The organism is Gimesia sp. (assembly GCF_048262075.1).
Lineage (GTDB): Bacteria > Planctomycetota > Planctomycetia > Planctomycetales > Planctomycetaceae > Gimesia.
Genome location: NZ_JBLXFK010000005.1, coordinates 171096 through 197006, shown reverse-complemented (window position 1 = coordinate 197006; position 25911 = coordinate 171096). Strand labels below are relative to the sequence as shown.

The 25911-nt window shown below is 49.9% G+C and carries 20 protein-coding genes; 11 read left to right on the top strand and 9 right to left on the bottom strand.

All coding sequences use genetic code 11. The annotated features are described in order from the left end of the window. Positions 1 to 12 precede the first annotated feature (12 nt). On the top strand, positions 13 to 531 hold the full coding sequence (locus ACN0YH_RS12550; RefSeq protein WP_417379908.1) for a hypothetical protein: 519 nt from the start codon (positions 13 to 15) through the stop codon (positions 529 to 531). 1923 nt (positions 532 to 2454) lie between these two features. Here the strand turns inward: ACN0YH_RS12550 and ACN0YH_RS12545 are convergent. The 3 genes from ACN0YH_RS12545 to floA all read right to left on the bottom strand — a co-directional run bounded on the left by ACN0YH_RS12545 (position 2455) and on the right by floA (position 7087). Further along, the gene (locus ACN0YH_RS12545; RefSeq protein ID WP_417379907.1) at positions 2455 to 4089 is read right to left on the bottom strand and encodes an alginate export family protein; all 1635 of its coding nucleotides are present in this window, start codon (positions 4087 to 4089) and stop codon (positions 2455 to 2457) included. Positions 4090 to 4481: 392 nt separating this feature from the next. Then, positions 4482 to 5540, bottom strand: coding sequence for a 3-oxoacyl-ACP synthase III (locus ACN0YH_RS12540; RefSeq protein WP_417379906.1), 1059 nt, complete (start codon positions 5538 to 5540; stop codon positions 4482 to 4484). 602 nt (positions 5541 to 6142) lie between these two features. Beyond that, the gene (gene floA / locus ACN0YH_RS12535) at positions 6143 to 7087 is read right to left on the bottom strand and encodes a flotillin-like protein FloA (RefSeq protein ID WP_417379905.1); all 945 of its coding nucleotides are present in this window, start codon (positions 7085 to 7087) and stop codon (positions 6143 to 6145) included. Positions 7088 to 7385: 298 nt separating this feature from the next. Here floA and ACN0YH_RS12530 point away from each other — a divergent pair, with 298 nt between their 5' ends. The 9 genes from ACN0YH_RS12530 to hpt all read left to right on the top strand — a co-directional run bounded on the left by ACN0YH_RS12530 (position 7386) and on the right by hpt (position 16645). Next, positions 7386 to 7865, top strand: a complete 480-nt coding sequence (locus ACN0YH_RS12530; RefSeq protein ID WP_417379904.1) for a RidA family protein — start codon at positions 7386 to 7388, stop codon at positions 7863 to 7865. Positions 7866 to 8144: 279 nt separating this feature from the next. After that, positions 8145 to 9392 (top strand): FAD-dependent oxidoreductase, encoded by a 1248-nt coding sequence (locus ACN0YH_RS12525; protein WP_417379903.1) that lies wholly within the window; start codon positions 8145 to 8147, stop codon positions 9390 to 9392. A 24-nt stretch (positions 9393 to 9416) separates the two neighbouring features. After that, complete coding sequence (locus ACN0YH_RS12520) at positions 9417 to 10193, top strand: aldo/keto reductase (protein WP_417379902.1); 777 nt, start codon at positions 9417 to 9419, stop codon at positions 10191 to 10193. Positions 10194 to 10414: 221 nt separating this feature from the next. Beyond that, positions 10415 to 11161: a (Fe-S)-binding protein gene (locus ACN0YH_RS12515; protein ID WP_417379901.1), complete on the top strand. Its 747-nt coding sequence runs from the start codon at positions 10415 to 10417 to the stop codon at positions 11159 to 11161. A 1-nt stretch (position 11162) separates the two neighbouring features. Continuing rightward, complete coding sequence (locus ACN0YH_RS12510) at positions 11163 to 12533, top strand: lactate utilization protein B (protein WP_417379900.1); 1371 nt, start codon at positions 11163 to 11165, stop codon at positions 12531 to 12533. Continuing rightward, positions 12520 to 13137, top strand: a complete 618-nt coding sequence (locus ACN0YH_RS12505; protein WP_417379899.1) for a LutC/YkgG family protein — start codon at positions 12520 to 12522, stop codon at positions 13135 to 13137. Before ACN0YH_RS12510 ends, ACN0YH_RS12505 begins: the two co-directional genes overlap by 14 nt. A gap of 142 nt (positions 13138 to 13279) precedes the next feature. After that, positions 13280 to 14956 (top strand): hypothetical protein, encoded by a 1677-nt coding sequence (locus ACN0YH_RS12500; RefSeq protein WP_417379898.1) that lies wholly within the window; start codon positions 13280 to 13282, stop codon positions 14954 to 14956. An 81-nt stretch (positions 14957 to 15037) separates the two neighbouring features. Continuing rightward, a complete protein-coding gene (gene truD, locus ACN0YH_RS12495) occupies positions 15038 to 16111 on the top strand; it encodes a tRNA pseudouridine(13) synthase TruD (RefSeq protein ID WP_417379897.1) in 1074 nt (357 codons plus the stop codon). Positions 16112 to 16123: 12 nt separating this feature from the next. After that, positions 16124 to 16645: a hypoxanthine phosphoribosyltransferase gene (hpt, locus tag ACN0YH_RS12490; protein ID WP_417379896.1), complete on the top strand. Its 522-nt coding sequence runs from the start codon at positions 16124 to 16126 to the stop codon at positions 16643 to 16645. A 55-nt stretch (positions 16646 to 16700) separates the two neighbouring features. Here the strand turns inward: hpt and ACN0YH_RS12485 are convergent, their stop codons facing one another. The 5 genes from ACN0YH_RS12485 to ACN0YH_RS12465 form a co-directional block, all read right to left on the bottom strand. Beyond that, positions 16701 to 19196 carry a DNA gyrase subunit B gene (locus ACN0YH_RS12485; RefSeq protein ID WP_417379895.1) on the bottom strand — a complete coding sequence of 832 codons (2496 nt, stop codon included), beginning with the start codon at positions 19194 to 19196 and terminating at the stop codon, positions 16701 to 16703. Between the two features lie 109 nt (positions 19197 to 19305). Then, complete coding sequence (locus ACN0YH_RS12480; protein ID WP_417379894.1) at positions 19306 to 19650, bottom strand: DUF721 domain-containing protein; 345 nt, start codon at positions 19648 to 19650, stop codon at positions 19306 to 19308. 3 nt (positions 19651 to 19653) lie between these two features. After that, complete coding sequence (gene dnaN / locus ACN0YH_RS12475) at positions 19654 to 20784, bottom strand: DNA polymerase III subunit beta (RefSeq protein ID WP_417379893.1); 1131 nt, start codon at positions 20782 to 20784, stop codon at positions 19654 to 19656. A 535-nt stretch (positions 20785 to 21319) separates the two neighbouring features. Then, complete coding sequence (locus tag ACN0YH_RS12470; protein WP_417379892.1) at positions 21320 to 22354, bottom strand: helix-turn-helix domain-containing protein; 1035 nt, start codon at positions 22352 to 22354, stop codon at positions 21320 to 21322. A gap of 43 nt (positions 22355 to 22397) precedes the next feature. Next, positions 22398 to 22973 carry a glycine cleavage system protein R gene (locus tag ACN0YH_RS12465; protein WP_417379891.1) on the bottom strand — a complete coding sequence of 192 codons (576 nt, stop codon included), beginning with the start codon at positions 22971 to 22973 and terminating at the stop codon, positions 22398 to 22400. Positions 22974 to 23338: 365 nt separating this feature from the next. Between ACN0YH_RS12465 and ACN0YH_RS12460 the strand changes: the two genes are divergently transcribed. After that, on the top strand, positions 23339 to 24670 hold the full coding sequence (locus tag ACN0YH_RS12460) for an AI-2E family transporter (protein ID WP_417379890.1): 1332 nt from the start codon (positions 23339 to 23341) through the stop codon (positions 24668 to 24670). Positions 24671 to 24703: 33 nt separating this feature from the next. Here ACN0YH_RS12460 and ACN0YH_RS12455 read toward each other — a convergent pair whose 3' ends face one another. Then, positions 24704 to 25909 (bottom strand): type II secretion system F family protein, encoded by a 1206-nt coding sequence (locus ACN0YH_RS12455; protein ID WP_417379889.1) that lies wholly within the window; start codon positions 25907 to 25909, stop codon positions 24704 to 24706. Positions 25910 to 25911 lie beyond the last annotated feature (2 nt).

Here is a 25911-nt window from a genome sequence, read left to right as displayed (position 1 = left end):
TAATTCAAATATATGAAAGCAACTATTGAACCTGGTTTGCCTGGAACGGGTCCTGTTCCCGTGCACCCACATACCGGTAATCCAACTCCCTGGACAGAAGGATGTGTAGTCCGTTTTCGATCAGATTCCGGGAATGAATGGATCGGCAATCTGCAGACAGGCAATGGTTATGCGACCAGGATCATCGAATGGAATGCTGCGAAGGCAATGTTCGTTATCGCCGGCGGTGCTGCATATTTTATCCGTCCCGATCAGCCTGAGAGTTGGATCTGTTTTGATGAACTTGGCAGCGACTGTATTCTCTCTCCCGACGAAAAAATCGCTTTGCTTACAACTTATACTGAAATCGTTGCCATTGCGATGAATGGAACAGAGCTCTGGCGTCGTGACATTGCCATTGATGGTATCGAAATCACGCAGATCGAAGGGGGATTGATATATGGCAACGCCTGTATGGACCCACCAGATTTATGGGTTTCTTTTATCCTGGATTTAAAGAATGGATTGGATGTAGAGGCAAACGATCAATAACTTATAGATAACATACATTTTGGCGGGTGGCCTCGGATGTAATCCGAGGTTGTCACAGACAACAGTGAGGTTGTGAGTGAACGTATTCGAACGATCGATGAGCTTCCGACCCTGGCTTCTGTAAGGTGAACACATATGATCGCCCTTACAAAGTTAGTTTCCTGTTACTGAATTGATTGCTTGCTCTGACAGTTTCCTGCTCGCTGCGCTCGTACCGGATTGCATCCGGTACCACCCTTTATTTTTTCTTTCGTGCGGTTTCGTGTTTTTCGTGGTAGTAAACCAAAATATATGAACCCCGACAAAAATCGGGTGGCCTCGGATGTAATCCGAGGTTGTCGCAGACAACAGGAGGTTGTGAGTGAATGTGTTCGAACGTTTGGCGATTTTCCGAACCTGGTTTCTGTAGGGTGCGGACCCATGAGGGTGTCCTTACGAAGTTGGTTTCCTGTTTCTGAATAGTTTGCTTACTCTGACAGTTTCCTGCTCGCTACGCTCGTACCGGATTGCATCCGGTACCATCCTTTGTTTTTTCTTTCGTACGGTTTCGTGTTTTTCGTGGTTGAAATATAGATTGGCGTAAACCGCGGCTAACGCCGTGCGGCTAATTTTGTTTGCTGTAATTGACCAGATGGCGTTTTCTGTTCTACTCCCTTGTTTCACCTCCCTGTCGACCGCGAGGTGACCACCATTAGCCGCAGGGCATTTACTTTAAATTGAGGTGGTAACCCCCCGTCGTTGGGAAATAACAACCTGGGTGGCCTCGGATGCAATCCGAGGTTGTCACAGACAACAGGAAATTGTCAGTGAATGTGTTCGAGCGTTTGGCGATTTTCCGAACCTGGTTTCTGTAGGGTGCGGACCCATGAGGGTGTCCTTACGGAGTTGGTTTCCTGTTTCTGAATAGTTTGCTTACTCTGACAGTTTCCTGCTCGCTGCGCTCGTACCGGATTGCATCCGGTACCACCCTTTATTTTTTCTTTCGTGCGGTTCCGTGTATTTCGTGGTAGTAAACAAAAATATATGAACCCCGACGAAAATCGGGTGGCCTTGGATGTAATCCGAGGTTGTCACGGACAACAGGAAACTGTGATAGAAACCTGCTTCGTCTGTGTTAAACTTGAGTTTCTGATCGATACTCGTGAATTGATCTCTACATGATAGGAAATCGAATCTGATTTGATTGAGTGAGCAGCAACCTCCTGCTCGCTGCGCTCGGCCCGGATTGCATCCGGGCTTACCCTTTGCTTTCGGTAGGTGGGGCATTTCTTCGTCACTGTCGGGCAAGCCGACAGATGGCACACGGACGTTGGAATTCTGGTTGATTGTTTTTCTTGCATCGCGCTGATCACTGGTTGTTTATTTTCAGCTGGTTGTGCTGGTGTGTTTCCGTAATATTCTCTGTGTGCCTGTGCGCGTGCTTTGATCATGCGCGTGTGGGTGATAGGGATACGGGGATCGGGAGGAGAATCGGTCATGTTTCACAGGTTTCAAAATGTTTTTTCTGTTTATGGGATTCTGATGGTGGGGATCATGGTTTGCAGCCTGAGTACATCTGATCTTCGTGATCGGCGTGGCGCTGTCAACAGGGCTCAGAAGAAAACGGGGTGGCGATACTTGCTGACAGGGTCCCGATGTGAAGCGATACTGGGGTGGTGCCGGGACGAAGTTCTGCGAAGTGCGGCGACCCGCAGGCATACATTGGGAACTGGTGTTGTTTCAGGCAGTGAAGATCTGGAAAAAACGTCCGGTTTTCGCGTGAACAGCGCGAACCACTTCGCGGTGTTTCAGTGCACTGTAAACTGGGCACGCGCGCGACACAGGCCTACGCTTATCGTCGTTGGCGCGCCGCGGTCAAGTTCAATGTTTGCAGACAAGGCGATTGAGCAGTGCACGTCTGACTGCTGTAGTTCAGAGATCAGATCAGAAGCGGAGTGTGGTCTGCACGTAGAACTGGGTGGCGGTGTTGCGGGGCGGAATGTTGTCGCCGACAAAATCGCCGTACCAGAACCAGGAGTAACCGGCCTGGATATTGAAGTTGGGGTTGAAGGTGTAGGTTCCGATCAGGTCGAATTCCTGTCCGATGTCGCGACTGCCGCCGAGGGTTCCAACGGGGGCACCGGCGACGTTGTAGAGATAGTCGTTGGTGGTGGCTTTTTCGAACCAGTGGAAGGCTCCGACCAGGCCCACTTTTTTCGTCGGCTTGGCGTTGAGCTGCAGGCTCCAGTCATACAGGTTCTGACCGGACAGGTTGTCGATGATCCCCCAGTAGGCGTGTCCCAACGGGTAGAGTGTATTGAAGGTATTGTTTGTGCTGCCGTTCGGGTCGGAGTTTCCGGAACCGTAATAGAACAGACCGCTCAGGCGTGGCGACCAGGGCAGCGTGGTCCAGGTGTGCCCCAGGACCGAGGTGAAGAAGCCAGCGGAGACGCGTTTGCCATCATCGTTTCCGAACTGGTAGGCACCTTCGGTTTCGAAGTCCCAGATGCGGGTGACTTTGCAGCAGTCGTCCTGAACTTCGCGGGTGGTTTTGAAGCGACCGCCGGCGGTGTGCCGGGAACCATCGGGACGGTTGGGGGTGTTGGTTTCATCACGCAGCCAGAGGTAATACAGGTCGAGCAGTTCAGGACCACCATCGGACAGAATCGTGGCATAGATCCCGCTGAAAGTAACGGAGGTATCGGGTTTATCTCTACCGTTATCGTACCGGGTCAGGGGTTGATTTCCAGCAGCTGTATTGACGGGGTTGGTGATGAAGGCGTCGATGTGTACGGTTTCGGTATGATGAAAATATTTGAAGCCTTCAAAGTTACGGCGGGTGTTCGACCAGTCGAGTGGCGAGATCAGATGCTGAGAACCGTAGAGCATTTCCTGTCGACCATAACGGAACCAGCCGGGTGCGCCATTCCATTCGTGAAGTTTGACATCGACGAATGCGTTCTGGACGTTCCAGCGGTTGATATCGATGGGCGTGGGTGGCAGATCGTTATCGAAGATGGAGGCATCGATGCCTTCGAAGTAAACGCGGGCATAATCGCTGAGCTGGAGGTCGAAGTACTGACGCCAGCGCCAGAGATTGTAATCGGTATTGATGGGTCCGCCTGGTCGCAGGCGATTTTGTTCGTGCATATAGCGATGTCGCAATTCGCCGCCGACGGAGAGTGTATAAGGCGAACAATCGTCGCCGAGCGGCATCTCCTTGAACCGTTCCCCCAGCAGGTAGGGGTGATCGGGATTGCTGAGGTAGCTGCCGAACGTGTTATCAAAGAACAGCGGCTTATACGGATTAGCAGGAGGTTTCACTGGCGAGGGATCATCGAAAATGATTTCGTCTTCGGACTCTTCGGTATCGGGTGGAATGACCGAATCGGCAGAAGGTTCTTCTGCGGACTGGAAGACTGTGGAAACGGGTGTCAGTTCCGGTTCGACGCCATCATATTCAACCTGTGCTGCAGGTGCAGGCGGGACGGCAGAGAGTTCGGATTCTGCGCTGAGACGTGCCCCGATTAAGGAGGAGGAAGCGACTACACTCAAAGATAAAATCACGCGAAGACGCATTCGGCATTCCTTGCTGTTACATATCTGGCGATAGGAATTCTGATCCTCTTGTCTGTTCGCTACAACAAAAGGAAAATTCCTGACGGGTATACGTCACATCCTGTTACTGGATCATCGCGTTGGATTGGTCTCCCCGATTAGAATCGGTCTGCCGGGTGTAATCGGACTATCCCGTTCAGCCAGATTTGCAGTAATAAACAGTACTTAGAAATGATTGAGGGTTAATTTTGCTAAAAACTGCTTATTCAGAAAAGCCAATACAATCGCTACAAATCACTATTCCAGCGACTGTCGCACCGAAAACAAAACGATTACGCCGTCTGGACAAACTGACTAAAGACTAACCGCAGATTCGAGGAACTCTCAGCGAAGCGGAGGCAACGAAGTGGTGGTTACCACTGGACACCCAGCATGAGCGAATTGAGACCGCTGCCGATACCGAGTAAGGCGATACGGTCCTGTTGCTGGAGGATCTGATTTTCGATGCCCAGGGCCCAGGCCATGGGTAAAGCAGCGGCGCCGGTATTACCCAGTGTTTCGACGGTGGGATAGTCGAGACCAGGGTCGAGGCCCAGTTTTTCGAGGAGCAGTTTGCGATGTGCTTTACCGACCTGGTGGGTGAAGACGCGGTTGACGTCTTCGTTCTGCCAGCCGAGCGTAGTTTTGGTCTGTTCCCAGGTGGGAATGGCCAGGTTAACGCCGGCGACGAGCAGGGATTCGGAATCGGTTTGCATACGGGGTCGGTGATCGCCGTGCTTTTGTGCTTCGACACCGCCGGCGCAGAGTTCGTGGCTGGAGGTATCGGTCTGAAAGTTACCGCCGAGCAGACGATGACCGGTCTGACTGAGTTTTTTGTCACAAAGAAGAATCGCTGCGGAACCGCTGCCGATGGTGAGGGAAGCAAAGTCGTTTTTAATGGATTTACGGGTTAAAGTATCATCGTGGAGCAGGTCGTGAATGGTGCCTTCGACGAGGTCGCGTCCGACTTCGGTTCCGACGACGATTCCGGCGCGGATCTGTCCCATTTCAATCATATTGGCGATGAAGACCATGCCGTTAAGCAGACCGAGACAGGCATTACTGATGTCGAGCACCAGAGCGGAGTTCGGCAGACGGGCGGCATGATGGACGCCGCTGGCGGTCGCGGGTTCAAGTTGATCGCGACAGACGGAGCCATGAAACAGGGCCCCGATGTATTTGCGATCGAGCTGACATTGGTCGAGTAGCTTGTTGACAGTCTGGGCGCTGATGGTACCGGGGAGCGTGCCTGGATCGAAAAAGCGTCGTTCCTGGATGCCTGTCATCAGTTCCAGTCGGCCTGCGGGGAGCCCGAGTCGATCGTAAACGGGTGCGAGCTGTGCTTCGATTTCGTCTGAAGTGACGATGTGGGGTGGCAGGGTACAGCAGACAGCTTCGACGCAAACATGCTCATAACGCATAAGCGGTAACAAATTCCCATTCCAACAGGCTGATTAAAGAGACGACATGACCGGGCACAAAAGTCAGAACTTCTGCGCGCAGAAAGAACGTCCTATTGAATTGGATCTGGGAACGAAACTCAACCTAAAGCGCTGAAAAATCTTAGACCTGAGCTGCACTTTGTTTGCGAGGCGAGGAATTCAGAGTATCGACGAGGTGTTTAATCTCGTTCAATTTCTCTGTGCGAGTTCGAACGTAGTCCGTAGTCGGCTCTTCGACTCGCAATTTTTCTGCACTCTTTACGTAGCGCAAACCTGACAACAGGAGGTCCAGTTGTTTTTCAGTAATATTTATTGTTGTGATATCAGTCATAGGTAAACGAAAACTCTCTCGAGGTGATCCGGAGAATTCAGTCCACAACAACCTCCTGCTGCTGTTACTGACATAATATTAGTCAATCACCACCCTAAATTTCAACCAGTAATTACAAAAACACATCCTGTCTGGTTTTTTCTTATCATCGACGTATCAGCGAAGTTTGCTTTGAAAGCTTTTCCGGTGCTGTTGAATCCCTTACAGCCGGCCTGATTGAATCGATCGATACGCTTGACTTAAACTATACATAAACACATTATCAGACGGCTCTCAGGTTACCTTCTTCGAAGGATTCTGCCATCGCGAGCGGAATTTCTGCTTCGGCGAGTACGACTTTGGCCTGATTTTCCTGAGTGGTCGCGATCATTTCCTGTTCGGAGGCCACTGCTTCAGCCCGTCTTTCTTCAGCCAGCGCCTGAGCGATCCGCATGTCCGCTTCGGCCTGATCAACGCGGAGTCGAGCCCCGATGTTCTCGCCGACATCAATATCAGCAATATCGATGGAGACAATAGAAAACGCCGTCTGAGTATCCAGACCACGGTCCAGCACATTGCGGGCAATGACAGACGGATTCGCCAGGACTTCCTTATGGCTTTCACAGGAACCGATGGCAGAAACAATTCCTTCGCCGACGCGGGCGATAATCGTCTCTTCGGTGGCTCCCCCGACCAGCTGACTTAAATTGGTTCGCACGGTGACCCGGGCACGCGCCTTGAGTTGTATCCCATCCTTCGCAACGCCGTCCAGTGTGGGCCGACCACTTTTCTTGGGATCGGGACAATCGATGACTTTGGGGTCCACGCTGGTTTCGACCGCGGAGATGATGTTACGTCCAGCCAGGTCGATGGCGGAAGCAGTATCCCAGTCCAGATCGATGCGGGCACGGTGAGCAACAATCAAGGCATGGACAACGCGGTGTACATTCCCGCCTGCCAGGTAATGGGCTTCAAACGCCTGGGTGGGGATATCCGTCAGTCCCGCCTGGACAGCCATAATTTTGGTGTCGACGATTACTGAAGGCTTTACTTTTCGGAGAGACATAAAGACCAGAGCCAGAGGACCAATTTTGGCGCGCGAGCTGAAGGCCTGAATCCATAATTTGAAATAACGGGCGAACAACGCCACGAAGACGATGCCCAGTAAAATTCCGATTCCAACAATGGCAAATACTACAACTGGCCAGATATCTTCCATAGTCTGCATAACTCCCTTGTTAGTATTTATTTCTGAGACAGCTGCCTCTCAAATATCATAACTGCCCCAGGGTCAAAACAAAAAGTAATTTTCAGCAGCTTTTTGCATTTTTCGCATTAGTTCACACCAGAAAACGAAAATGGGCTTGAATTGGATCATTCTGTTTTTCAAAACAGTCTGGTTCGGTCGATTGGAAATCGGTTTTCCGATCTTTATTCTGGTTTAAATAAACCATGTTTTCAAATTCCGCAGTTACCGGGACAGCGGATGAGCGAATAGAACCGACTTCAGCAAAGCAGGAAAACTCATGAGTATCGAAGCCAAGATCGAAGAACTGAACCTGGAACTTCCCACCGCCCCCAAGCCGGGCGGCATTTATACCCCCGTCGTGCAGATTGATGATATGCTGTACGTTTCCGGGCATGGGCCTATTAAATTGGACGGTAGCATGCATACCGGACGTGTGGGCGACGATTTGACTGAAGAACAGGGAGTGGAAGCAGCGCGTGCCGTGGCTTTGACTATGCTGGCGACTTTGAAGCAATACCTGGGCGATTTGAATCGGATCGATCGATTCGTCAAAGTGCTGGGCATGGTGAATGCGGCCCCTGATTTCAAACGGCATCCCCAGGTCATCAACGGTTTCAGTGATCTGCTCGTGCAGGTGTTTGGCGAGAATGGTCGCGCCGCCCGCAGTGCCGTCGGAATGGGCTCTCTGCCGGGAAATATCGCCGTCGAAGTCGAAGCGATTGTCCTGCTTAAGAAACAGGAACAGTCGGTCCTGTAAAATCTGCTGAAACATTAACTCAGCGGCTAGCAGGTGCTTTTTCCCAAAAAACTGATAATGTGAACAGTTCAATCAGGCTGATTCATCTTTTCGGATTAGAGCAGACATAGTAAAAACCAACTTAGACTGTATCCCGTTTTACTGTGGCGACTCCAGGTTTCTTTGGACCGAGTAGAAAAGATGGAGAAACGCTCTGGTTAAATGTGATGCGCTCCCGCATGGTTTCGCGCTATCTGACCAGGGAAATGGTACCTGCAATATTGAGAAAGGATTCTCGGTGTGCCAAACGTTGATTTGATTATTTTTGGGGGAGGGATTGCCGGCCTGTGGACGATGCACGAAGCCAGTCGACGGGGATACAGGTGCCTGCTGCTGGAAGCATTCGCGTTGGGTAGCGGGCAGACCGTCGCCTCACAGGGAATTATTCACGGTGGTTTAAAATATACTCTGCAGGGCATGATGACCGGCTCCGCCCGCCGCATTCGCGAAATGCCATCAATCTGGAGAAAATCGCTGGCTGGTGAACAGCTGCCTGATTTATCCCAGACCGAAATTCGCTCGAATAACTGCTACCTGTGGCGAACCGAAACGCTGTCTTCCCGACTCGGGATGTTCGGTGCTAAAATGGGGCTGCAGGTTGTACCCAAAAGTCTCGCACCCGATGATGTACCAGACATCCTCTCTGGCTGCCCTGGCTCAATTGGACGGATGGAGGAACAGGTGATTTCTCCTTACAGCCTGATCCAAAATATGGCGGATGCATTTCCCGATCAGATCTTTCAATACGATCCGGACAGCCTGAAATTCATTCATGGTGACAATGGGAAGCTGACCGCGGTTCAGATACAGACTCCCGATGGCACTCCCGTCACAATTCAAACTGCGGCAGTATTACTGACTGCGGGAAGCGGAAACGAAACATTATTGAAGCAGGTCAACCCAGCCTCTGTGGCACAGGAAAGAAGCCCCATGCAGAAACGGCCACTGCATATGGCTCTGGTCAGAGGGACGCTGCCCCCCTTTAACGGACATTGTGTGGATGGCGCGAAAACCAGAGTCACGATCACCTCAGACATCGATTGCCAGGGACGCACGGTGTGGCAGATAGGTGGTCAGGTTGCCGAGACCGGCGTGCGAATGAATCGACGCGAGTTGATTGAACATGCTGCCCGTGAGCTGGCAGCTTCGGTTCCCGGAATAGAGCTGAATGGTCTGGAATGGAATACTTACACAGTCGATCGAGCCGAAGGGGCCACCAAATCGGGGCATCGACCGGAAACGCCACAGATTCTGCAGGAAGGGAATCTGTTCACAGCGTGGCCTACCAAACTGGCACTGGCACCTCAACTGGCGGAAGAAATCTGTGAGCGGCTGTCCGATATTCGCATGGCGCCGACCCCGCAGGATGATTCCTGGAAATCAGAACTGGCGCCGTTATCCCGGCCACAGGTAGCTTTGCCTCCCTGGGAAACCGCCGTCGACTGGGTGAGACTTGATGAACAGTTTAGTCAACGAGAGGCTGCCTGATCTTTGTCAGGTCGAACTTCGAATATGCAATATCGTCCGTTAGGAAATACCGGTTTCTCTGTCAGCGCCCTGGGGTTCGGTGCCTTCAAGATTGGTCGCAATCAGCAGATCAAATATAGCCAGCCTTACGATCTTCCCGATGATCAATCTACGGATCGCCTGCTGAATTCTGTACTGGACATGGGGATCAACCATATTGACACGGCGCCCGCTTATGGCATCAGTGAAGAACGCATTGGCCAGTTCCTGGCACATCGACGCAATGAATTTCTGCTGTCGACGAAAATTGGTGAGACGTTTGAGAACGGTGCCTCCACCTATGACTTCTCCCGTTTGAGTCTGAAGTCGAGCCTGGAACGCAGTCTGAGCCGACTGAAGACTGAGGTACTGGATGTGGTGCTGATTCACTCGAACAACTGCGAAGCCGAAATCTTAAATCACAGTGATGCAATTGAAACACTGCAGGCAGCGAAACAGGCGGGGCAGATTCGCTGGATCGGTCTGTCTGCCAAAACACTCTCTGGTGCGAAGTCGGCACTCGAGTGGGCGGATGTGCTGATGGTGGAATATCATCTGCAGGATCGCAGTCATGAAGCACTCCTGGTTCAAGCCGCACAAAAGGGCGTGGGAGTCTTCGTGAAAAAGGGGCTTGATTCAGGTCAGCTCTCACCCGCGGATGCGATTCCCTTTGTGCTACGTAACCCGGGTGTCAGTAATCTGGTGGTCGGCGGTTTGAATCTGAAGCATCTTCAGAGCAACTGGCAGACCGCCTGCAATACCTCGATTGCGCCGGCTGCTTAATTCTGGCCATGCTCGTTTTATTCGACCAGCGGCGTTTTATGTAAGAAACATAAGTATTTCCTGCGCGGAATTTCCCGGCTGAAAAGCATGTTTCTACGGTGTACATCCCCTTTTCTACAGTGCCTGTCGGCTTGGCATTCGGGGTGGTTCGGACTATAAAGGAGTAAAGCATCATCAAAGTTTATTACGATCTATATTGAACCCCTTTTGAGTCCCGCACTATGGCGCCCAAAGTCGGCTTGTTTATCCCCTGTTATATTGATCAACTGTACCCACAGGTAGGAATTTCGACTCTGAAAGTATTAGAACATTTCGGGGTGGATGTCGAGTACCCGGAAAGTCAGACCTGTTGTGGTCAGCCCATGGCGAATACCGGCTGTACAAATGAAGTCGCCCCGCTGGCAAAACGGTTTCTGGATATTTTCAAAGGATATGACGCTGTTGTCTGCCCTTCGGGCAGTTGTGTCTCAATGGTCACGCATCATTACGATGAATACTTCTCGGATAACCCCGAGTACGAGGAACTCAAAGCGAAAACGTATGAGTTCTGTGATTACCTGACCAACGTTCTGGAAATCAAAACTCTGTCGGGACGGTTCCCGCATAAAGTCGGACTGCATCAGAGTTGTCATGGTCTGCGTGAACTTCGACTGGCCAGTTCCAGCGAAGTCATGGGCCCCCCGTTTGGGAATGTGCGCGTGCTGCTGGAAAGCATTGAGGGGGTTGAACTCTCTCAACTGCAACGGCCTGATGAATGTTGTGGCTTTGGTGGAACGTTCGCGGTCGCTGAAGAAGCGGTCTCCTGCATGATGGGAGAAGATCGTGTGCACGATCACGAACAGGCGGGCACGGAAGTGTTGACGGCTCTGGATATGTCCTGCCTGATGCACCTGGATGGAATTATCCGCCGGCAGAAGAAACCAATTCGAGTGATGCATATCTCTGAAATTTTAGTCGAGTGTTTGTAAGATGCCTTCACATCCAAAATTAGCTGCGGAATTCGTTAAGAATAAAGACCGTGCGCACTGGCACGATCAGGCACTGTGGTTCGTCCGTTCCAAACGTGACAAGGCGGCGAAACAGATTCCGGAATGGGAGCTGCTCCGCGAACAGGCTTCGAAAATCAAATCATACACGGTTTCCCATCTGCCTGATCTGCTGGAAGAATTCGAGCGGAATGCCACCGCACGTGGCGTACAGGTTCACTGGGCCCGCAATGCCACCGAACATAACGAGATTGTACACGGCCTGTTAAAAAAGCATAATGTATCGCGCGTGGTAAAGAGCAAATCCATGCTCACGGAAGAGTGTCATCTCAATCCCTACCTGGAACGACATGGGATTGAGATCATTGATACCGATTTGGGTGAGCGGATCGTGCAGATGCAGAACAAGCCTCCCAGCCACATCGTGATGCCCGCCATACATATCAAAAAAGAAGAGATCGGCGAACTGTTCCACGAACAACTGGGGACAGAAAAAGGAGCGACTGACCCACAGTATCTGACCGAAGCGGCCCGCCAGCATTTACGGCAGAAATTTATCGAAGCGGAAGCCGGCATTACAGGCGTGAATTTCGCGATCGCGGAAACGGGTGGATTTGTCGTCTGCACGAATGAAGGGAACGCCGACCTGGGAACGTCGCTCAACAAACTGCACATCGCCTGTATGGGGATCGAGAAACTGATTCCCCGCGCGGGTGATTTAAGTGTGTTTCTGCGACTGCTGGCCCGTTCGGCGACCGGACAGCCGATCACCACGTATTCCTCTCACTTTCATGGTCCGGCACCGGGTGCAGAAATGCATATCGTACTGCTGGATAACGGACGCAGCGAAATTTCCGGCAGTGATGAATTTCGGCGGTCACTGAACTGCATTCGCTGTGCTGCCTGTATGAATACCTGCCCCGTGTATCGACGGAGTGGAGGTTACAGCTACAGCAACACGGTACCGGGCCCCATCGGTTCCATTCTGGGGCCCGCCAAAGATCCGAAAGCGAATTCCACCCTGCCCTTTGCCTGCAGTCTGTGTGGTTCCTGCACTGATGTCTGTCCGGTAAAAATCGATCTGCATCATCAACTGCTGACCTGGCGAAAAGAACTGCGCGTGAAGGGATTATTACCGTTTTCGAAACGGCTCTCGATGAAAATGATGTCGTGGATGATGCAGGCACCTGGCATGTATCGTTTCGTGGGGAAAATGGCGCGTTCAATTGTGCCTTATCTGCCGCGGTTCATGCTTTACAATCGCTTGAACGACTGGGGTAAACAGAGAGAACTTCCCATCATACCCAAACAGAGTTTCCGAGAGTGGATGAAGCAGAACCATGACGACAAGTAAAGATGAAATCCTGAGCAAGCTGCGCAGTCAGTCGATTCCTCAAACCGAGTTACCCGATCTGCAGTCGATCGAACTCTCCTCACAGTGGATTCGTTATGAGGATCCGACAGAGCAATTCGCAGAAACACTGGCTTCCGTAGGCGGACTGTGTGTCCGCGTTAAAAATGTAGACGAAGTCAACTTACATCTGTCGGAGTTGCCCGCGTATCTGGAATCGAAAAATGTCTGTTCTCAGGTTGCCGGTTGTGGACAACCTAACGTGAGCATTCCCGATATCACCGACCCACATGATTTTGAGAATATCGATTTTGCGATTTTACCGGGTGAATTCGGCGTAGCAGAAAATGGTGCGGTCTGGATCTCCAATGATGGCGGTCCCGCGCGAACCCTCTATTTTCTGTCACAGCATGTTGCGCTGCTGGTTCCCGCCAGTGAGATTCTAAATCACATGCATCAGGCGTATCAGAAACTGGGATTTGCTGAAAACGGGTTTGGCACTTTTATGTCGGGACCTTCCAAAACGGCTGATATTGAACAGTCCCTGGTGATCGGTGCGCATGGTGCCCGCTCCCTGATTGTCTTTCTGGTCGAAGAATCGTTTTGAATTCACTGAGCCGTTGCTCAGGAATTTGTCAGATTTTTTGTAACTTTCTTCGGTTCAAACAGGTACACTAAGCTGTATTCAGATTGCGCATGATCAATCTGATTCTATTCTTAGATCCGTTTTTTTCTGTCGGAGGTTCTCCGTGTCGATCACGATTTCCATATCTTTCCTAAAACGATTTACGCTGACTGTCTGTTTTCTTTCACTTAGTTCGCTGGGTTTAGCCCAAGCTGATAACGAACCGCGTAAAGAGAAAACGGACTGGAATAAACCGATTGCCGTGGCGACAATCGCCAGTATTGAACGCGTTCTGGATGACATCGATTACATCTTTGCTACCGTGGACAAACCTGAATATCCCGCGATGATCAAAGGATTTCTGGCACAGTATCGCAATCTGGAAGGCCTGGATAAAACAAAACCGCTGGGTGCTTTTGTGTTTCTGGACAAAGGCATCTCTCCGCAACCGGTTGTCGTGGGATTTATCCCGGTCAAAAGTCTGGAAGAACTGACGCAGACTCTGGGAGAAGTCGGATTTCTGATAAATCCTGTGGAGGGAAAAGCAGACTGCTACACCCTGGCGTTACCCACTTTCTCATTGCATATCAAAATGGCCCATGGTTATGCATTTCTGCAGATCAAAAGCGAAGCGTTGGACAGAGATTTTTACAATCCGGATGAGTTCACCAGTGCACTTGCCAAAGAATATGACATCGCTGGTGCACTGTTTTTGAGTAATGTCCCCGAGCCGATGCGGTTGATGGCCGTCGATCTGGCCAGTGCAAGTATGGATGAAAAACTTCAACAAAAACCTGGTGAAGATGATCTGAAGTTTCAGACTCGCAAAGAGACTTCGATGCTCGCATTGAAACAGTTTGAACGTGTTGCCCAGGATGGCGCGCAACTGACTATCGGCTATGCGTTGTCGAAAGAGAAAAAGAACATCCAACTCCATCTGGGTGTCAAAGCGCGACCTGATACGCCGCTGGGAAAAGAATTTGAGCAGTTGGCGAAAACTTCCAGCCAGTATTCTTATCTACAGGCCGATTCTGCAGAATTACTGGGATATACGATTCTCCCGCTCCGAAAAGAGTTTGAGCAGAAAATGATTCTGGATCTGATCGAAAAATCAACCACAGACGTACCGCCGATTCTGCTGGGTGATGATGCAAATCCTGGATCTGTCTCTAAGATGTTGGATTCACTGAAGGCAACCGTTGGCTCAGGCAAGCTGGATGGTCACATTCAACTGCAACAGGTCGGAGCAGGAAAAGTAGCACTCATTGGTGCCGTGAAACTGACAGATGGCCAGCAGTTTCAACAGGGTCTCCAGGAGTTCTTCGATTTGACGAAACAGGCTGATGATACAAAAGGCGTGGAAGGAAATGTTTCCGAAGTTGATGGCATCGCCATTCATAAAATCACCCCCAATCAACTAAAAGAAGATACGAAAAAGTTATTTGGTCAAGACCCGGTCATTTATATCGGCTGCAGTCAGGACGAATGCTGGATGGCCATGGGTGAAGCAGAAAGCCTGGAACTGTTGAAAAAATCGATTTCGACAAGCAAAAATCATGCTCAGGACCGCAAACCGGGCACCGCTTTCCTGCTGTCTCTCAAACTGGCAGCGATGATTCCCCTGGCTGAAGAAAATGCAAAAGATCCCGATTTCATTGAATCTGCGAAAGTCGCCTTCGCTTCCGGTGGCGATCTGGTGACCATTTATCCTAAAATCACGGACGATCAAGCCAGCCTGAATCTGGAATTTGGTGAAGGATTCATCAGGCTGATTTCTTTAGCCATTGCTAACCGTAAGTAGCCTGTCTTCAAATTAAGTGTCGCATCTTCTTATCTAAGAATCCCCGCGAACTGGAACAGGCACTAGAATATTATCTGCGCTATGCCTGAACCAGAAACAGAAGTACTGCCTTATCTGACAGAAGGTTTACCGGGCACCGGCGGCGAATTAAAGCAGACCCCTGAAGACTTTATCGTGGAAGAGATCCCGGTCTATGCTCCTTCGGGTGAAGGGGACCACCTGTTTCTGTGGGTGGAAAAACGGGATGTCTCGGCGCAGTTTCTGGTGAAGGTTCTGTCAGAACAATTGAAGGTCGATTCGCGGGAAATAGGAGTGGCGGGCCTGAAAGACCGCTGTGCCATTACGCGGCAAATGGTCTCTGTTCCCGCGGAATGTAAGCCCCTGCTGGAAGGGTTTCGCTTTGAAGGGATTCGCATTCTGGAAGCAACCCGTCACGAACGGAAACTCAAAACAGGTCATCTTAAAGGGAACCGCTTTACGCTTTTACTGAAAGCGACGACTGAGAATGCATTCGCCCATGCAAATGCTATCCTGGAGAAAATCAAAGAGACGGGTTTTCCCAACTATTATGGTTCACAGAGAATGGGCCGTGATAATGAAACACAGCGGATGGGGATGAAGCTGTTAAAAAATGAAAAGGTTTCCGCAAAATACTTTCGGAATAAATCCCTGAAGCGGCTGGCTTTGTCGGCGGCGCAATCCAGCCTGTTTAATCGGGCGCTGTCTCATCGAGTCTCTGCTCAGACCCTGCATACGGTTCAACTGGGTGATATCATGCAGGTTTGTGAATCCGGGGGACTGTTCGTGGTCGAGGATGTCGCTGCGGAGCAACAGCGGTTTAATCAGCGGGAAACCGTGATCACCGGTCCTATTTTCGGGCCCAAAATGAAACAGCCCACCGACGATATTCTGGAAGCAGAGACTGCGATTCTGCAGGAGTTTTCCCTGGAGCCGGCTCACTTTTCGCGATTTAAAAAACTGACACCGGGTGCCCGCCGACCATTCCTGATCAGGCCTGAAGATCTTAAAATCAGTCAGACGACGGAAGGTATCCAATTCGATTTTACGCTGCCTTCCGGAGTGTATGCGACTATGCTACTCAGGGAATTTATGAAAAACGAGACGGCTGTCATGTCGACAGGCGACTCGATATGAAAGGAAGACACTGTGAAAGTTCTGATTGATGAGGAACAGATTAACTCACGAGTAATTGAACTGGGTCGCGAACTTGCCCAGGAATATCAGAATCAGCCCTTAACCATTATCGGGATCCTGGCAGGTAGCCTGGTCCTGCTGGCCGATCTGATCCGGGCCATTGATGTACCTCACCAGGTCGGTGTGTTACAGGCTTCCAGTTATCGCGGCAAATCAACCACGCCGGGAGAATTACAGGTCAATCTGGATTACCTTCCCGATCTGACAGATCGTGATGTTCTGCTGGTGGATGATATTTTTGATACGGGTAAAACCATGCAGACCGTGCTGGCTCAAATTCAGAATCAGAATCCCCGATCTCTGAAATCAGCCGTCCTGCTCTGGAAAGAAGAAGCGTCAACAGTCGATCTGAAACCCGACTATCACTGCTTTAAAATTCCCGAGCATTTTGTTGTCGGTTATGGGCTGGACTTCAACAACGAATACCGCCACCTGCCTTTCATCGCATCCCTGGAAGGCTCGGATCTTGCATAAATCGAATCTGTAGAACGCACATGATTCGAGTGCGTTCTACAGAATTCATGATTGATTACACATCCAGATTTTTCACATCGAGTGCGTGTTTCTCAATGAATTCGCGGCGAGGTTCCACGACATCACCCATCAGAACGCGGAAGATTTCGTCGGCAGCAGCGGCATCCTGCATACCCACCTGCAGTAGAACCCGTTTTTCCGGATCCATACTGGTATCCCAGAGTTCTTCTGAATTCATTTCGCCCAGTCCTTTGAAGCGGGTCAGCTTGAGACCTTTTTCACCGATGTCTCTTAACGCAGGCAGGAGTTGTCTGAGGTTGCTCAGTTTCGAGGCATTGCTGCCACTGTTGATGCAAAACGGATAGATGGGTTCGCCGTTGCGGTTTCCAGGAGAATAGAAATCTTTCAAATGGATTCCATAGCCTTTTAACTTTTGCAACAAATCGTTAATCGTGCGGATTTCATGCAGGTCGGTCACCTGCAGGGCTCCTGCTTCTGCAAACTCATCGTTGTCTTCTTCAGCCCCTTCCACTTTTTCTGTTTCACCATTGTCATCGGCAATCTGCAGTTCATCACCGCGCTTGGCTTCTTCTTCTTTCAGGAATTTTGCCATTTCTTCCTGAGAAGTAAACCAGAACTGCTGTTTGCCCAGAAAGATACGGTACTGAGGCAGCAAACCTTCTTCGGTCGCAAAGTTCAAAGCAATGAATTTCAGGTCAATGCCTCGACGGTCGAGTGTGCCCAAAGGTTCTTCCAGATTGGAAACCAGGCCCACCAGTTTTTCCAGCATCTCGCCTTCAAATATAGTCCCATCTTCATGCTGCAGATTCGAATCCGTGAGAGCCAGCTCTACCAGCTCGGTCATCATTTCATCCTGTGTCTGCACATAACGGACTTTCTTACCCTGTGTAACACGATACAAAGGGGGCTGCGCGACATACACACAACCATTGTTGACGAGCTCCCGCATATGACGGAAGAAGAAGGTCAGCAGCAATGTCCGAATGTGGCTACCATCGACGTCGGCATCGGTCATCAGGATGATCTTGCCGTAACGACGTTTGGTCACGTCATCAAAGGCAGCTCCCGGAGGAACGCCCACTGCTTTGAAGATGTTGGCGATTTCCGCGTTATCCAGAACTTTAACCAGCTGTGCTTTTTCCACATTCAGAATCTTACCACGCAGGGGTAGAATCGCCTGGATGTTGGAGTCACGGCCGGTATCTGCAGAACCGCCGGCTGAATCACCTTCGACCAGGTAGAGTTCGGTGATATCGAGTTCGCGGCTGCGGCAGTCGCGCAGTTTTTCAGGCAGGCCGCCTGTGGTGAGCGCTCCTTTGCGGCGGACCATTTCACGGGCTTTTTTGGCTGCTTCACGGGCTTCCGCTGCCAACAGACCTTTGAGTGAAATCTTCTTCGCGACGCCCGGGTTCTCTTCGAAAAACTTGGTCAGTTTTTCGTTCACAACGGTTTGCACAATGCCTTCGACTTCGCTGTTTCCGAGTTTGGTCTTGGTTTGACCTTCGAACTGAGGATCAGGAACGCGGACAGTAATCACCGCGGTCAAGCCTTCGCGGAAATCGTCGCCACTCGGTGTGAAGTCTTTGAAGAGATTGGCTTTTTTGCCGTAGGCATTGATTGATCGGGTTAATGCACCGCGGAAACCGGAGAAATGGGTTCCGCCTTCGATGTTGAAAATATTATTGGCAAAACAGCGTACATTTTCGGTAGAACCATCGTTGTGCTGTACCGAAATATCGACTTGCACCCCTTCGAGTTCCCCCTGGATGTGAATGATTTCTTCGTAGAGAACGGTCTCTGTACGGTTCAGGTGACGTACGAATTCCACGAGCCCTTCCTCATAGTGAAATTCATCAGTCTGACCAGTACGCTCATCGGTAATGCGAATCCGCACACCGGCATTCAGGAAGGCGAGTTCCTGAAGTCGCTTGGTCAGTGTGTCGTAGACTAATTTGGTATCCGGAAAGATCGTACCATCGGGTTTGAAGGTGATTTTTGTTCCGCTTTTCTCAGTCTTGCCAAGTTTCTTCAGCGGAGTCTTCAACAGACCCTGGTGGAAATCCATCGTCCAGACGTGTCCTTCACGTCGGACTTCGGCTTCCAGCCATTCACTCAAGGCGTTCACAGCGGTAATCCCGACGCCGTGCAACCCCCCCGTTCCGGTCTTGTAGCCCCCTTCGCGGTCGAATTTTCCTCCCGCGTGGATTTCCGTCAAAACGACTTCGAGAGCGGGCCTGTTATTCATGTCAGGCATGACCCCCACGGGAATCCCGCGACCATCATCGCTACAGGTCACACTGCCATCCGCGTTGATTTTGACGTTGATGATCGAAGCGTAATTGTTCACACATTCGTCGATCGAGTTATCTACAACTTCGTAGACCAGATGATGCAGACCCCGGAGCGTGGTATCTCCGATATACATGGCAGGCCGGGTACGAATCCCTTCGACGCCTTCCAGGGCACGAATATTGGATTCATCGTATCCCGTTTTTTTCAACTCTGACTGACTCTCTTCTTGATCACTCACGCTTTATCACTCCCGTGAATTTGTTTTCTGTTTCGTTGTTGCGAAACGTTGTCTGATCTTAGACCAGTCTCAAACAGTAATTTCACATTCCATTTTTTAGCTGTTTGAGCTACTTGTTTGCCTTGGATTTCAAGCGAAATCGAATATCGCGGACATCCTGTTTTCCGTACTCCTGCTGTAATTTCGTCAGTAATGATTTCTTATGAAATGAATTCAGCTCATTCAGCAGAGCCGAGTTTTCGACCCCGACCTGCACAATTCTGTTTTTGATGCCCATCACGCTTGTCTGACCTGCGATTTTTTCACCAGCAGCCTGTTTCCAGGCATTTGTCAGCCGTTGATCTCCCTGTACCCTGGAAAGCCCTTTTAATGCAATCAGCTCAGAAAGTACCTGGGAGACCGGTGCAGGTGAAGGCACGGCACGACTCTTTTTGAATTCGTACTTTTGAGACATGTATTACCGTGCTTGCGAGAGAGGCATGATGACGTACGTGTAACCATCGTCTGTTTTCAGAACTGCGGCGCTGTCTGAATCGATCAGCTGTAGTCTGATGTGAGCGGCTGAGTCGAGTGTCTTCAGAAAGTCAGCCAGGTAACGCACATCAAACGTGATCACAATGTCTTCCCCTTCGAAGGGAATGGGGATCTCCACCTTTGATTCTCCCACCGATGCGGCCACACTTTTCAAAGTCAACAGGCCGCTGGAGAAGATGAAATCCACTCCCCGTGTTTCCACGTCAGTCACAATCTGTGCCTGGCGAACCGCTCCGAAGAAAGTGCCGACTTCCAGATCGATATTATGTGTCGGTTCGGGAGGAATCACATCGCGGTATTTCGGGAAGCGGCCTTCAACGAGTCTGCCAAAAATGGTGGAACGACCACTTTTCACAATCACATCATTGGCTCGAATCGCGATCTGGATGTTACCTTCATCGCCTGTCAGGCTCTTTTCAATCAGTGACATCGCTTTGGCAGGAATCACGGGTCGATTATTTTCATATGCTTCGGCCCCCTGGTAACTGCACGCTGCTTCTACCATTGCCAGTCTGCGGCCATCGGTGGCTGCCAGGGTTAATTTATCGCCTTCGACATCAAACAGCACCCCACCGAGGGCATAGCGCGTGCTTTCCGGATCGGTGGCAAACACGGTGCGGCGAATCATTTCACGAAATGACTGCATCGGAATTTCGAAGAAATTGGATTCATTGAAAGTTTCCACGGCGGGAAACTCTGAAGGATCGTGTACCGACAGGCGGAATTCACTTTTGCCGGCCTGAATCAGGATAAAGTCCTGGTCGGACTCTTCGTCTTTTTTGAGTTCAATTTCTACGGAATCGGTATGGGCTTCCCGCAAGATGGAAACCAGCTCATGTACGGAGAGCAGAATCTGCCCGGGAACCATGACTTCGACTTCTTCGAAATCAAAGCGAATACTGACTTCCAGGTCTGTTCCACTCAGTGTTGCTTTTCCGTCTGCTGCTTCCAGTTTGGCACACTTCAGAACTTCTTTAGGTGTGCGGGAACTGATGACGCTTCCAATGATTTGAAAGCCGGATAACAGGGTAGATCGAGAACAACTGAGCTTCATGTTTGAATCAACTTATGTAAAAATGCGTGGAATATGACGGCAGCTGCGGACATTGATGGGGACTCTTTCTGGCTGCCTGAAATCTAATCTTAAATGCTGCTGATATTTTATGTGATTTCGGCAACTTTCACAATCATTCAGAGGTTCCGAATCTACACAACTGCATTGATTTCCAAGGGAGTTTTAATCTAAAAGATTTTTAATTAGCAGTAGTAGTATCAGAGGCATCAGAAAATTGTGGATTATGACAGAATAGAAGACGTAAGACGCTGAAAAATAGAGACTTAGGTACAGCGATTCCTATGGAATTTCTGTCGAGAACCTGTTGGTGGGACCTTGGTGGAATGCAGACTGGCTGATCAGAAAGAAGAGGACTTTGAAAAGTCACTGTCAGCGGTGTTCAGAACCGAAAAAGAAGTCGACGTTCGCCCACAGAGTTTGAACAGATTATCGACAAAACAGGGAATGAGAAACCATGTGATCGAGGCTGTATAAAGTTTCCTGATCCGATTTCTCTGGTTGAATTTCCTGTCCGCTATAAAGGGTATACCCCAAGTTGTTGCTTGATGCGAGAAATCTGCTGGCGTAATCCGGGTGATTTTTCGAGATCGTTCTGAATTTGACGACAGGCATGAATAACCGTGCTGTGGTTCTTGCGATTAAAATAATTTGCGATATTTGCTAAAGATTCACCGGTCAATTCCCGGGAAAGAAACATGGCACATTGTCGAGGCAGAACAATCTGCTGGGAGCGGTTGGCGGACCGGATTTGAGCCAGGCTGGTTTTAAACTCACGGCAGACGACTCTGGTAATTTTGGCGGGACTGGTTCGCGGTGGATCCAGATTTCCCGACAGGAATTCCTGCACAAAGCGGCCATCAATTCGATTCTGCTGAATTCGACTGACGGTATGTAATTGATTCAGGATCGCAGACAGCTCCCGTGGCGAGCTCTCTTTCTGACGTGCAATCAAAGTGAGTTCTTTTTCTTTGATGGGAATCTGTTCGAAATCGGCCCAGAATTTTAAGAGCTCCAGTCTGCTCTGGTATTTCAAGGGAGAAATTCCCACGCAGACGCCGCCATGGAATCGATTGATCAGCTTCTTCTGAAAATGAGCCAGTTCGCCCGGGGGCTTTATCGAAGTAATGATGGCGACGCCACCCTGCTTTAGAATCACATCCAGAGTCGAGAGCAGTTCGATCTGAGTATGCATCCGGTTTTCCAAGCTGTGAATATCTTCCAGAACCAGTAGTTTCAGCTCGCGAAGTTTATCCTGAAGCGTCGAAATACGCTTGTTTTTCGACGCCACTGCGTATTTCGCAGCAAATTCGCTGGCTGTCATGCTGTTCCATTCAGCGTCCGGATGGAGCTTATCATAATCGGGTATTAGCGAGTTAATCAGAGCCGATTTTCCGCAACCTGAAGGACCGTAAATGTAGACCAGCTGGGGGTCAGGCACATCTGTGCTCTGCAACAAATGTGAGACAGCCGTAAACGCATACTGATATTCGGTGAATACCTTGAATGGACGAACGGTCGCTGCTTGTTGAGATTTTACGGATTTTGACATGATCCTGGAGACTTCTTTGTCAGAAATATCCTGTTCCAGAACTTTACAGCTTGAACATGCGCGTCTGGCTTTGTGAGCCGATAATGGCTGAGTCGGATTCACTGATGAAATCAACCGAAACACCCAGGTTACTGCAAAGCAATTCCATCATGCTTTGCATTTCCAGAATATCCAGATTTTTAGGAACAGCGATTTTGATCATCATTTCAAATGTTTGACCGTCTTCAGAACTGGTTGCTGAGAGGTCCAGAATATCGACTCCATCCTGACCGAGTTGTGAAGATATTTTCCTGAGGATTCCCGCATGGTTTTCTCCCGAAATCGAGATCAGGTACTTCACACTTTCTCCCGGAGAGAGAATCGAGGGTACTTCGACATCCGGGTCTTTCACGGAAACATCGACATTAAAAGCATTGCACATACCTTCAATATGTTCCTGGATAAGAGTAGGATCTCTTTGTTCTGGAAAATCTGCGGCGATCACTATCGAGAAAAAGTTCTGGATCACGGCGATACTGGCTTCATGCAGATTGGCACCCAGTTCGTCTATCGCTGTAGTTACAGCAGCCATGATCCCGACACGATTAGCCGACAGGAGAGAGATTATATAACGTTTCATACCAGACTCCGGTTCTGTCGAGACAGATAGACTGATCCCGATCCAAGTCATTGCTGAATGGGAGTAGAAAACTGTATTGTAGCGACTCGGTCTGAAAAATTGCGATCAGGATGGGAAAATATTAGATCTGATCATAGAAAAGCCCCGTTTCCGCAGGGAGAAAAATCGCCTATCTTTTCTGGTAAAATTGATGTAAGTTGTTAAATACCATAGAGTCCGATCATCTGGTCGATCGTATCTCTCCCTAGACTGTGTCCCGTTTTACTGTAGCGTCTCCAGGGCTGTTTGGCCCGAGTCTATTAGATTGCGAGACGCTATACTTAATTGTGATGCGCTCTAGATAAATCAGTGAATAGGAATGGTTCATGGTCCGGCTCGTTTCGTTAACGGTAATCCTCTGCCTGATTCTCTTTCTGGGGATCATGTTCTTCAAAGTGATCATGCCTTTCATTCTGCCTTTGTTCCTGGCAGCGGTGGTGGCCATGGTCAGTCAGCCCGTACTGAATTATTTTATCAGACGGACCCGGGGACATGTCCGAATCGCCGCCGGTCTGACAACCACATTGATTGTCTCTGCCATTCTGGTTCCCTTGTGTGTGGGAATATTTCTGGGATCCCTGCAGCTGTTTACCACAGTCGTCAATACCCTGGACGAGGCAAACTGGAATAAGACCGTCAAAACGATTCGCGAAAAAGTGGAAATCAGCAACGATAAATTTCATCAGTTCGTGGAATGGTCGAACGAGTATCTGGATCAGGATCTGGATCCGCTGGCGAAAACAGAAAAATCAGCGAACCCTCAAATTTCGGAAGATTTTATCCGTAAGAACCTGCAGGCAACACTGGTTCCCATTGCCAAGCGTTCGCTGGGGATTGCCGCTTCAACGGTCGGATTGCTGGGAAGTCTCTTCTCTGCGCTGATTGCTTGGATCATGTTTATCATCGCCCTCTATTATTTTCTGGCTGATGGTTATCTGCTGATTGAATCAACGCAGTCACTGATTCCCGTTCATGTCGATTATCAGAAACGGCTCATTGATCAGTTTCAAAAGGTGGTACGAGCCGTGGTTCTGGCCACTTTTCTGGCAGCCATTGGACAGGGATTGACGACTGCGATTGCCTTATCGATAGTCGGCTTTGATCATTTTATTGTATTTCTGATTCTGGCAACCATCACATCCATGGTTCCCCTGTTGGGTTCCTGGCTGATCTGGATGCCTTGTGCTGGATGGTTGATGTACCAGGGGCACTGGGGATCGGCCGTTTTTCTAATCCTGATTGGGACCCTGGTTGTCGGCACGATGGACAATATTATTCGCACTTATGTACTGCAGAGCGATGCCAAATTACATCCACTGCTGGCCTTTGTCAGTGTATTGGGAGGTCTGCAGATGATGGGCCTCTGGGGGGTCTTCATCGGGCCAATCGTGGCTTCCTGTCTGCACGCACTGGTACAGATCTTTAATACCGAATTGAAAGCTTTCTCACAGGAAAAATTTCATGCGCAAGGCCTGTTGGAAACGATGACAGACGATCCGCCGGTTGCGAAAAGTGACCAAACCGACGAAAAACCAGCTGAGTCATCCGTCAGCGAAGCCGCTGCGGAAGAAGTACAGACCTCTCAGAAAGCAGAGAGTAAACCGGCTTCAGAACCAGCGAAATCACCTCCCGGGAAGAAAAAGAAGCGCCGCCGGTAAACCGGCCGGCTCATTCTTTTCATTGAGAGGCATTTAGTGACTGGTACTCAAAGTGAAGATTGGCAGTAACATCGAGAGTGCAATAAAGCCGATGATCGAGCCCATACAGACCACCATGATCGGTTCAATCAGAGTGGTGGCAGATTTAATCGCGATTTTAACTTCGCGGTCGAAATAATCACTTAATTTATTCAGCACCATACCCAGGCGACCCGTGGATTCACCTGAAGCGATCATTTGCTGCATGGTCGGGGGAAACAGTGTTTTCCCTTCCATTGCTTCATGAATCTGTTTCCCTGTCATCACCAGTTCGCTGATTTCCATCCAGCTCTGTTTGAAATGCACATTATCGGTCACGCCGGAGCTGAGCTCGAGTGCTTCCAGCATGGGAACCCCGGCATTCACTGTGGTTGCCAGCGTACGTATACTGCGGCTGATTGCCAGTTTCTTGAGCATGGAACCGAAGACAGGCATGCGGATTAAAGTCCAGTCGAAGGCAGATTTGCCCCAGGCCTGTTTTCGAACATAACAGAAGGCCCCCACAAAGGCGGCCAGAAACAGTAAGATCAGATACCAGTAGGAGGTCATCGCCGTGGAGACCAAAATCATGGCTTTCGTCGGAGCCGGTATCGCCGCTCCCTTTGAAGCAAACATCGGCATCAATTTTGGAAAGACGTACGTCAGGAGAAAAATACAGATGCCAACACACATCACCAGCATGATAGCAGGATAAATCAGAGCACCTTTGACCTGCTGAATGGTTTCCTGTTCTTCTTCAGCCTGAGCAGCAATCCGGTTCAGCATTTGTGGCATGGTTCCACTGGCTTCACTGGCTTTAATCAGGTTGACATACGTGCGATCAAACTGTCTGGGAAAATCTGCCAGGGCAGCTGACAGGTCACTTCCGGATTCGACACTTTTTTGAATATGCGCCAAAATCTCAGCAAGAACCGGATTTTCAATCTGTTTCGCAATGCCTTCCAGGGCGGTTGCCACCGGCACACCGGCGTCGACCATAATCGCCATCTGGTTGGTGAAATAGATGATTTCTTTACGGGGCACCCGTTTTTTTCTTGCGATGCTGGTCGTGTTTTCGGAACTGGTATCAGATTCATCCAGCGCCAGCAGATACAAACCTTCCTGCCGCAATTTTGCGACGGCTTCGTCCCGGGAATCAGCGACCAGTTCACCGGTCTGATTCTGGCCACTTGTGTTGCGTGCTGTATAAGTAAACTGCATGA

Coding starts and splice junctions, on each gene's coding strand:
- ACN0YH_RS12550 (WP_417379908.1), top strand. CDS start 13: ATGAAAGCAACTATTGAACCTGGTTTGCCTGGAACGGGTCCTGTTCCC.
- ACN0YH_RS12545 (WP_417379907.1), bottom strand. CDS start 4,089: ATGCGTCTTCGCGTGATTTTATCTTTGAGTGTAGTCGCTTCCTCCTCC.
- floA (WP_417379905.1), bottom strand. CDS start 7,087: ATGCAGACTATGGAAGATATCTGGCCAGTTGTAGTATTTGCCATTGTT.
- ACN0YH_RS12530 (WP_417379904.1), top strand. CDS start 7,386: ATGAGTATCGAAGCCAAGATCGAAGAACTGAACCTGGAACTTCCCACC.
- ACN0YH_RS12520 (WP_417379902.1), top strand. CDS start 9,417: ATGCAATATCGTCCGTTAGGAAATACCGGTTTCTCTGTCAGCGCCCTG.
- ACN0YH_RS12515 (WP_417379901.1), top strand. CDS start 10,415: ATGGCGCCCAAAGTCGGCTTGTTTATCCCCTGTTATATTGATCAACTG.
- ACN0YH_RS12510 (WP_417379900.1), top strand. CDS start 11,163: ATGCCTTCACATCCAAAATTAGCTGCGGAATTCGTTAAGAATAAAGAC.
- ACN0YH_RS12505 (WP_417379899.1), top strand. CDS start 12,520: ATGACGACAAGTAAAGATGAAATCCTGAGCAAGCTGCGCAGTCAGTCG.
- truD (WP_417379897.1), top strand. CDS start 15,038: ATGCCTGAACCAGAAACAGAAGTACTGCCTTATCTGACAGAAGGTTTA.
- ACN0YH_RS12480 (WP_417379894.1), bottom strand. CDS start 19,650: ATGTCTCAAAAGTACGAATTCAAAAAGAGTCGTGCCGTGCCTTCACCT.
- dnaN (WP_417379893.1), bottom strand. CDS start 20,784: ATGAAGCTCAGTTGTTCTCGATCTACCCTGTTATCCGGCTTTCAAATC.
- ACN0YH_RS12470 (WP_417379892.1), bottom strand. CDS start 22,354: ATGTCAAAATCCGTAAAATCTCAACAAGCAGCGACCGTTCGTCCATTC.
- ACN0YH_RS12465 (WP_417379891.1), bottom strand. CDS start 22,973: ATGAAACGTTATATAATCTCTCTCCTGTCGGCTAATCGTGTCGGGATC.
- ACN0YH_RS12460 (WP_417379890.1), top strand. CDS start 23,339: ATGGTCCGGCTCGTTTCGTTAACGGTAATCCTCTGCCTGATTCTCTTT.
- ACN0YH_RS12455 (WP_417379889.1), bottom strand. CDS start 25,909: ATGCAGTTTACTTATACAGCACGCAACACAAGTGGCCAGAATCAGACC.